This is a genomic window from Streptomyces sp. CBMA156 (assembly GCF_014596515.1).
In the GTDB taxonomy this organism is placed as follows: Bacteria; Actinomycetota; Actinomycetes; order Streptomycetales; family Streptomycetaceae; genus Kitasatospora.
On sequence record NZ_MSJQ01000052.1, the window covers coordinates 1 to 8,465 of the forward strand.

At 75.7% G+C, this 8,465-nt stretch carries 9 protein-coding genes; 3 read left to right on the forward strand and 6 right to left on the reverse strand.

Annotated features, from left to right (window positions below; translation table 11 throughout):
• On the reverse strand, positions 1 to 1,101 hold a 1,101-nt coding region (locus BU198_RS03955; protein ID WP_317619951.1), incomplete at its 3' end, for an EamA family transporter.
• Positions 1,102 to 1,270: 169 nt separating this feature from the next.
• Between BU198_RS03955 and BU198_RS03960 the strand changes: the two genes are divergently transcribed.
• Together BU198_RS03960 and BU198_RS03965 are read left to right on the forward strand one after the other, a co-directional pair.
• Complete coding sequence (locus BU198_RS03960) at positions 1,271 to 1,780, forward strand: MarR family winged helix-turn-helix transcriptional regulator (RefSeq protein WP_188295416.1); 510 nt, start codon at positions 1,271 to 1,273, stop codon at positions 1,778 to 1,780.
• A 185-nt stretch (positions 1,781 to 1,965) separates the two neighbouring features.
• On the forward strand, positions 1,966 to 2,418 hold the full coding sequence (locus BU198_RS03965; RefSeq protein ID WP_188295417.1) for a hypothetical protein: 453 nt from the start codon (positions 1,966 to 1,968) through the stop codon (positions 2,416 to 2,418).
• 624 nt (positions 2,419 to 3,042) lie between these two features.
• Here the strand turns inward: BU198_RS03965 and BU198_RS03970 are convergent.
• On the reverse strand, positions 3,043 to 4,275 hold the full coding sequence (locus BU198_RS03970) for an FAD-dependent monooxygenase (protein WP_188295418.1): 1,233 nt from the start codon (positions 4,273 to 4,275) through the stop codon (positions 3,043 to 3,045).
• Positions 4,276 to 4,393: 118 nt separating this feature from the next.
• Here BU198_RS03970 and BU198_RS03975 point away from each other — a divergent pair, with 118 nt between their 5' ends.
• Positions 4,394 to 5,005, forward strand: coding sequence for a TetR/AcrR family transcriptional regulator (locus BU198_RS03975; RefSeq protein WP_223243899.1), 612 nt, complete (start codon positions 4,394 to 4,396; stop codon positions 5,003 to 5,005).
• A 9-nt stretch (positions 5,006 to 5,014) separates the two neighbouring features.
• Here BU198_RS03975 and cpt read toward each other — a convergent pair whose 3' ends face one another.
• From cpt to BU198_RS03995, 4 genes are all read right to left on the reverse strand, one after another.
• The gene (gene cpt / locus BU198_RS03980; RefSeq protein WP_188295422.1) at positions 5,015 to 5,596 is read right to left on the reverse strand and encodes a chloramphenicol phosphotransferase CPT; all 582 of its coding nucleotides are present in this window, start codon (positions 5,594 to 5,596) and stop codon (positions 5,015 to 5,017) included.
• Between the two features lie 131 nt (positions 5,597 to 5,727).
• Positions 5,728 to 7,119 carry a cobyrinate a,c-diamide synthase gene (locus BU198_RS03985; protein WP_188295419.1) on the reverse strand — a complete coding sequence of 464 codons (1,392 nt, stop codon included), beginning with the start codon at positions 7,117 to 7,119 and terminating at the stop codon, positions 5,728 to 5,730.
• A gap of 4 nt (positions 7,120 to 7,123) precedes the next feature.
• On the reverse strand, positions 7,124 to 7,729 hold the full coding sequence (gene cobO / locus BU198_RS03990; protein WP_188295420.1) for a cob(I)yrinic acid a,c-diamide adenosyltransferase: 606 nt from the start codon (positions 7,727 to 7,729) through the stop codon (positions 7,124 to 7,126).
• A gap of 3 nt (positions 7,730 to 7,732) precedes the next feature.
• A partial coding sequence (locus BU198_RS03995) for a vWA domain-containing protein (protein ID WP_188295421.1) occupies positions 7,733 to 8,465 on the reverse strand: 733 nt, incomplete at its 5' end.

Below are 8,465 nucleotides of genomic sequence, written 5' to 3' on the forward strand. Positions count from 1 at the left end.
GGCGTCGAGGGCGATGCGGGGGCGGCGCTCGATCAGGGTCCGCAGGGCGACGGCGGCCTCGACCCGGGCGAGGGGGGCGCCGAGGCAGTGGTGGATGCCGTGGCCGAAGGCGAGGTGGCCGGCGGGCGGGGGTCGGGGGGGGGGGGGGGGGGGGGGGGGGGGGGGGGGGGGGGGGGGGGGGGGGGGGGCGGGGGGGACGGGGGCGGGGGCCGGTGCTGCGACCGGTGCCGGGGTGGGGCGGGCGGGGGACTGGCCGGCGAGCAGGGCGGCGAGGGCGAGGAGGAGGCCGAGGACCTGCCAGGGGGTGAGGGTCTGGCCGAGGACGAGGAGGCCGCCGAGGGTGGCGACGACCGGGTTGACCAGGCCGAGGAACGAGGCCGGGCCGGCGCCGAGCTGCTGGATGCCGCGGAACCAGAGGACGTAGCCGAGCGCGGTGCCGAACAGGCCGAGGTAGGCGAAGCCGGCCAGGTTGGCGGCGCTCAGGGCGGGCGGCGCGCCCTCGACCAGGGCGGCGAGCGGGACGAGGAAGACCGAGCCGGCCAGGAGCTGCCAGGCGGTGAGGTCGAGCAGGGTGGCGCCCTCGGGGCGCCCCCAGCGGCGGGTGAGGACGGTGCCCATGGCCATCAGCGCGATCCCGGCGACCATCGCGGCGATCCCGACGCCGTCCAGCCGCGCGCCGCTCTTGAGCACCAGCAGGGCGACCCCGCCGACTCCGACCAGTCCGGCGGCCACCGCCCGCCGGCCCGGCCGCACACGCAGCACGCCGATGGAGAACCCGGCGACGAGCAGCGGCTGGATCGCCCCGATGGTGGCCGCGACGCCGCCTGGCAGGCGGTACGCGCCGACGAACATCAGCGGGAAGAACAGCCCGATGTTGAGCATCCCGAGTACGGCTGCGCGCCCCCACCAGCGCCCCTTGGGAAGTCGGCGGCCGATCAGCAGCAGGAGGAGCCCGGCCGGGAGCGCGCGGAGCGCGGCGAGCAGCAGCGGGCGGCCGTCGGGCAGCAGCTGGGTGGTGACGAGGTAGGTGGTGCCCCAGGCGGCCGGGGCGAGTGCGGCGGTGGCGGCGATTCCCGCGCGCTTGCGGTCGATGACGGCCATGACGTTCCCCTGAACGTTGATTATCTGAACGTTGAGGTATTTTTACGCCTGAGAGTTAGCGAACGTCAAGTATGTGAATGTTAAGATATCTGCATCGGGTTGCCCGGCCGGCTTCGAACGGGTGGGCGACCCGGCGGCTTCGCACAGACGGCTCCGGAAGGCGGCGGGCATGCAGCAGCGCGACACCGTGGACGACATCGTCGAGCAGTGGGCCCGGGCCCGCCCCGACCTGGATTCCGGGCCGATGGCCCTGGTCGGCCGGCTGCGACGGCTCAACGTCCGGGTCGACAACGCCCTGCGCGAGTACTTCACCCGCTGCGGCCTGGACTCCTCCGAGTTCGACGTCCTGGCCACCCTGCGCCGCTCCGGCGAGCCGTACGAGCTCAACGCCCGCGCGCTGCTCAAGTCCGCGATGGTCACCTCCGGCGCCATCACCAACCGGGTCGACCGGCTGTCCGCCAAGGGCCTGGTCGAGCGCAACCCCTGCCCGACCGACCGCCGCGCCGTCCTGGTCCGCCTCACCCCGGCCGGCAAGGAGCTGATCGACGGCGCCATGGACGGCCACGTCCGCAACGAGGAGCGCATCCTCTCGGCCCTCGACGAGGACGAGCGCGCCCGGCTGGACGCCCTGCTGCGCAAGCTCCTCGTCGCGCACGGGGACACCGAACCGATCCTCTGAGCCGGGGCCGGCGCATTCCGGAGCCGACGTCCTCTGGAGCCGACGTGCTCCGGGGCCGGCGCGCTCCGGGGGCGCTCGGTACGCGCTTCGCCTGCGGTTCCGCCGGCCGCGGCCGACGGGCCGCGTGTCCAGCGGTGTCCCGGCGGCGTTATCCCCCGTGGAAGCCCACCGGAGGAGAGGCCCCGATGAAAGAGAAGACCCCCAGGGACATCGCCGTCGACGACCAGCTGCGGGCCGCCGGTGCGGAGGGCGCCCAGTGGCTCACCTCCGCCGGGTGGGGGCCGCCGGTGAGGGTGCCGCTGCAGAACGCGGCGAAGTGGCAGCAGGAGACCAGGGCCCGGATGCTGGCGTCGCAGGCGGACGAGTCCTGTACGTGGTGCGACCACCTGCTGTACGGCGGGCCGCAGCCGGTCGTCGTGCACGCGGAACACCCGACCCACCTGATCTGCCGCGCCTGCTCCGTCGCCGCCCGCTCCCGACGGGTCTGCCTCGACTGCGGGAAGCCGGCCGCCTCCGCGTCTCCGGCCGACGGGCGGGAGGACGTCTTCATGGGACCGGTGGCGATCTACACCCGGGTGCGCTGCGCCGCCTGTCACCGGGGCGACCCGCTCAGGGGGACCTTCGGCAAGGGCGCGTGACGCGGACGTCCGGCGCGTGGCTCGCCGCCGCGCGCCCGGCGCACACCGCCGGTAGTTCGCCGGCGTCGGTGTCGGTGTTGCCGCCGCCGTCGGTGTTGGCTTCGGCCGTGCGGGCCGTGCGGGCCGTCCTGCCGGCTCCTCCGGCGGTCTCCCCCTGGATCCGGCCCCTGCCCGGCGACGATCACGGTGAGGTGGTCAAGCCGCGGGTCCCAAGCGCGGCGACGAGATCCCGCCGCCACCGGTCGGCGGCGAATGGCGCCTTCGGTTCGGTCCGGGCGAGGCTGCCGAGGGCTGGAGTGCAAGGGCTGGAGCGAGCTGTGCGCCGAAGAGTCAGGGAATGCTTGTCGCTGCTTCGAGGCACTGCGGACGAGTCCGCTCTCGGGGCGGGGCCCTGACCGGTGGCACCGGCGGCACCGGCTCAGGGGGCGCCTGGCGACCCGGGTCCTCGGCGGCGTCGAGCTGCCGCGGTGGGCGGACCAAGTGACCTCCGGAGGCCGGGTGCGGTACGTGGTGGACGAGGCGGCCCGTGCCGTCCACTCCGTCCATGCCTCGCCCCTTCATCCGCAGGGCGCCGACGCGTAGTCCACCGCACTCGGCTGCCGGTGGCCGGTGTCCGCGCTGCTCTCACCCCACTCCGCCCAGGACCGGTGGCTGCCAGTCGTACGTCCGGGCCGAGGGGCCGAGCAGGGCGCGGGCGGGGAGGAGTCCGGCGAGCGTGAGGGCCGCGGTGCGCAGGCAGGTGGCGGCGGGCGAGCGGAGGGCGACGAGGCCGCCGATGCGACGGGAGCCGGCGGCGACCGCGGTGGTGCGGGGGAGCCGGGCTGCGGTGTAGGCGGGCAGGACGGCGGCCGGGTCGGTGGCGGGGGTGAGCAGGGAGGCGAGGACGAGCCCGTCCTCGATGGCCTGGCAGGCGCCCTGGCCCTGGAAGGGGCACATCGCGTGGGCGGCGTCGCCGAGGAGGGCGACCCTGCCGTGGTGGTGGGCGGGCAGCGGGTCGGTGAGGTCCCAGACGTCGTGGCGCAGCACGCGCCCGGGCTCGGCCAGGGCGAACAGCTGCGGCACCGGGGCGCACCAGTCGCCGTACCGGTGCAGGAGTTCGGAGCGCTCGTCGCCGTCGGCGGCCCGCTCGCCGGCCGGGGCGAGGGCGGCGCCGTAGACGTAGACCCGGCCGTCGGCGAGCGGGACGATCCCGGCGAGGCGCCCGCGGCCCCACACCTCGCCGGCGGTGGCCGGGTGACGGTCGGGGGCGACGATGGTGCGCCAGCTCGTGAAGCCGCTGTAGCGGGGGCCGGGGTGCCGCGGGAAGAGCAGACCGCGGGTCGCGGAGCGGATGCCGTCGGCGGCGACGACCAGCGCGGCGCTCTCCTCCCCGTCACCGGTGCGGACGACGGCGGGCTCGGCGGCGCTGCCGGGGGTGACGAGCGTGGCGGGCGAGCCGGTGCGGAGGGTGCCCTCAGGGAGAGCGTCGACCAGGGCGGCGATGACGTCGGCGCGGGCGACGGCGGCGATCATGTCGCCGAAGCAGGCCTCCAGGGCCGAGGTGCTGGTGCGGGCGAGCCAGCGGCCGGAGGGATGGCGCAGGCCGACGGCGGGGTGCGGGGTGGCGAGGGCGCGCAGCCGTCCGCCGACGCCGAGCCGGTCGAGGGAGCGCAGGGCGTTGGGGGCCAGGACGAGCCCGGCGCCGACCGGTTCGAGAGATTCGGCGCGCTCGTGGACGCGTACCGGAACGCCCTGGCGGTGCAGGGCGAGCGCGGCGGTGAGCCCGCCGATGCCGCCGCCGATGACGATCGCCTGCCTGCCGGTCTGGTGCCTGCCGTCCTGTTGCCTGCGCTGCCGCCTGTCCTGCTGGGCGTCCACGGGAGGGCTCCTCTCCTCGGACTACATCTGTAGTGTCCGTCTGCCAGCACCGTACTACAGGTGTAGTTCGCGGGACACTACTGATGTAGTGAATTGGGATCGCCGCAGGAGAAAGGCCATGATCGGACCCATGACGCCCCCGCGCCCGACCCTGATCGCCGACGCCGCCGTCACCCTGATCGCCGAGCGTGGTCTGCGCGGGCTGACCCACCGCGCCGTGGACGAGGAGGCCGGCCTGCCCGCCGGCTCGACCTCCAATCTCGCCCGGACCAGGGCGGCCCTGCTCGAACTCGCGCTCACCCGGATCGTCGAGCGGGAGACCGAGGACCACCCGGTCCTCACCGGGCAGGCCCCCGCCGCGGCGTCGCCCGACCCCGCCGCCGCGCGGGCCCTCCTCGTGCGGGCCGGTGCCGACCTGCTGTACCGGGCGCTCACCAGTGGACGCCGGCTCACCCTGGCCCGCCTGGAGCTCGCGCTGGAGGCCACCCGGCGGCCCGAACTGCGCGCCGTCTACGACCGTCTGGGCACCCGCTTCGCCGACTTCGCCGCCGTCCTGCTCGCGCGGTGCGGCTCGGCCGACCCGACGGCGGACGCCCGCCGCCTGATCCGCTGGTGCGACGGGGTGCTGTTCAACGCGACGGCGGGCAGCGGGCACTGGCACATCCCGGCGCCGGAGGAACTGCGCGACGAGATGGCGTGCTACCTCACCGTGCTGCTCGACCGGGAGTAGCGCGAAGGGCTATGAGGCGGTGCCCGCACGGGCGTCGGGCTGCGCGCCGGCCGTCGCCCGCGCGGCCTCGACCTGTGCGGCGATGACCTGCGCGCAGTCCGCCGCGGAGGCGCGGGAGGTGTCCACCACCAGGTCGTACGCGACGCCCCGGTGCACCGGTTCCGCCTGTGCGGCGGCCATCCCCGCCACCCGGTCGCCGCGCGCGGCCTCCCGGGCCGCGGCCACCGCCGGGTCGCAGCGCACCCCGACCCAGAGCACGTCCAGGCCCTCCAGGGCCGCCCGCCACCGGGCCTGCGAGGTGGTGCCGCCGAGGAACACCTCGTCCACCACGATCCGCGCCCCGGCCCGGGCCATCGCCGCCACCCCGACCGTCCAGGCGGCGTCCAGCGTCGCGAACACCGGACCGACCCGGACCGTGCCGTCCCCGTCCTCCAGTCCGCCGATCCCCTCGCCGCCGCTGCGCAGCGAGGGCGGCAGCGCGTCGACCATGGTGTCCGTGCCGAGGTGCAGCCACGGCTCCGGGAGCAACTCCTGGAGGCGCCCGGCGATGCTCGACTTGCCCGAGCTGGACCCGCCGTTGAGGACGATCACATGCATGCGCGCAGCATAGGCCGGGCACCCCGCGGCGTCGCGGCGTTTTCCCCGCCGGAGGGCGTCGGGGTCGGCCGGGCACCGAGGTCGGCAGGGCATCGGGGGCCAGCCGGGCGCCGGGAGGTCGCGCCCTACGCCGCCCCCGCCGCCCCCGCCGCCCCCGCCGCGAACTCCGCCGCCGCGGCCGTGAACGACGATGCCACCGCCGGTGCGCCCGCCCAGTGCAGGTGCAGGTAGGAGGCGTGCACGTTGCCGTCCGCGAAGCCCTCCGTGCGCGGCCCGGTCGGCAGGCGCCAGCCCCAGGCGGGGAGTTCGCCCGCGCCGGGCTCGCAGACCGTGCGGTGGAACTCGTGGCCGCGCAGCCTGGTGCCGGCCGGGGCCAGCGGGGAGTCGTGCAGCGCGACCGCCTCCCGGTAGCCGAGGGTGAGCCGCTCGGTCATCCGGGCGTCGGTGGCCAGCACGCCGCACATCGGCAGGCCGTCCAACTCCCGTCCCAGGTACAGCAGTCCGGCGCACTCGGCGGCGATCGGCGCGCCCGCGGCCGCGAACGCGGCGATGGCGGCGCGCAGCCGGGCGTTGCCGCTCAGCTCGCGCACGTACAGCTCGGGGAATCCGCCGCCGATCACCAGTCCGGCGGTGCCCTCGGGCAGCGCCGTTGCGTGCAGCGGGTCGAACGGGACCACCTCCGCGCCCGCGGCGCCGAGCAGTTCGGCGTTCTCGGCGTACGAGAAGGAGAACGCGGCGCCGCCCGCCACCGCGATCCGCGGCCGGCCGGCCACCGGGGTGACCTCGGCCGCCGGGTCCCACGGCTCGGCGTCCAACTCCGGCGCCGTCCGCGCCAGTTCGAGCAGCGCGTCCAGATCGACCGAGGAGGCGACCAGGTCACCCATGTCGGCGACCGCCTTCAGGGCCTCGGCCGAGCGCTCCACGGCGGGGATCAGCCCGAGGTGGCGGGACGGCGTGGCGACCGCGGCCGAGCGGCGCAGCGCGCCCAGCACCGGCACGCCGGAGCCCTCCTCCAGGGCCTCGCGCAGGAGGTGCTCGTGCCGGTCGGAGGCGACCCGGTTGAGGATCACCCCGGCGAGCCGCACCTGAGGGTCCCAGGAGGCGAAGCCGTGTACCAGCGCGGCCACCGAGCGGGACTGCGAGGAGCCGTCCACCACCAGCACCACCGGCGCCCGCAGCAGCTTGGCGACGTGCGCCGTGGACGCCAGCTCCCCGCGCCCGGAGGCCCCGTCGAACAGGCCCATGACCCCCTCGACCACCGCGACGTCCGCCCCCGCCGCCCCGTGCAGGAACAGCGGCGCGATCCGCTCGGGCCCGCACATGAAGGCGTCCAGGTTGCGGCCCGGGCGCCCGGCGGCGAGCGCGTGGTAGCCCGGGTCGATGTAGTCGGGGCCGACCTTGTGCGGCGACACCGTCAGTCCGCGCGCGGCGAGCGCGGCGATCAGGCCGGTGGCGACGGTGGTCTTGCCGGCGCCCGAGGAGGGCGCGGCGACGACGAGGCGGGGAATGCTGCTCAACGGTCTACCACTCGATACCGCGCTGGCCCTTGCGGCCGGCGTCCATGGGGTGCTTTACCTTGGTCATCTCGGTGACCAGGTCGGCGAATCCGGTCAGCGCCTCGGGCGCGTACCGGCCGGTGATGACGACGTGCTGGCTGCCCGGGCGGTCCCTGAGCACGGCCACCACCTCGTCCGGGTCGATCCACCCCCAGTGCATCGGGTAGGTGAACTCGTCCAGCACGTAGAAGCGGTAGGTCTCGGCGGCGAGGTCCCGCTTGACCTGCTCCCAGCCCTCCTTGGCCGCCTCCTCGCTGGACATCTCCTGTTCGACGGAGCGCTGGATCCAGGACCAGCCCGAGCCCATCTTGTGCCAGTCCACGGTGCCGCCCTCGCCGGAGGCGCCGAGCACGCGCAGCGCGTTCTCCTCGCCGACCTTCCACTTGGCGGACTTCACGAACTGGAACACCCCGACCGGCCAGCCCTGGTTCCAGGCCCGCAGCGCCATGCCGAACGCGGCCGTGGACTTGCCCTTGCCCGGGCCGGTGTGCACGGCGGTGATCGGCAGCGTACGGCGCTGGCGGGTGGTCATGCCGTCGTCGGGAACGCTCTCGGGGACACCCTTGGGCATCGGTCAGGCCGCCTTTCGCATGGTGGTGGTCGCACGGTTCACGGAGCGGTTCGCCGAACGGCTCTCGGACCGGTTCTCGGAGCGGTTCGCGCGGACGAGCGAGGCCACGCCCTCGGCGCGCAGCTCGTCCAGGCTGACGGAGGTGCCGCCGAGCAGCCCGGCCAGGGTGTGGGCCAGCCCCAGCCGGACCGGGCCCGACTCGCAGTCCAGCACCACGCTCGCGGTGCCCTGCGCCGCGAACAGCGCGGCCGCGCGGTGCGACTGCGCGAGCGCGTCCCGCCCGCCGGTGGCCCGGCCGTCGGTCACCACGACCAGCAGCGGGCGCCGGTTCGGGTCGCGCAGCCGCTCCACCCGCAGCACCTCGTGCGCGCGCAGCAGACCGGCGGCCAGCGGGGTCCGGCCGCCGGTGGGCAGCGACTCCAGCCGGGCCGCGCCGACCTCCACGGAGGAGGTGGGCGGCAGCGCCAGTTCGGCGCCCGAGCCGCGGAAGGTGATCATCCCGATCTTGTCGCGGCGCTGGTAGGCGTCCATCAGCAGCGACAGCACCGCGCCCTTGACGGCGGTCATCCGCTGCCGGGCGGCCATCGAACCGGAGGCGTCCACCACGAACAGCACCAGGTTGGACTCCCTTCCCTGGCGCACCTGTTCGCGGAAGTCGTCCTTGTGCAGCACCAGCGCCCGACCGCTGCGCCCGCGCGCGGCCTGGTGCGGCGCGGCGGCCTGGAGGGTCGCGGTC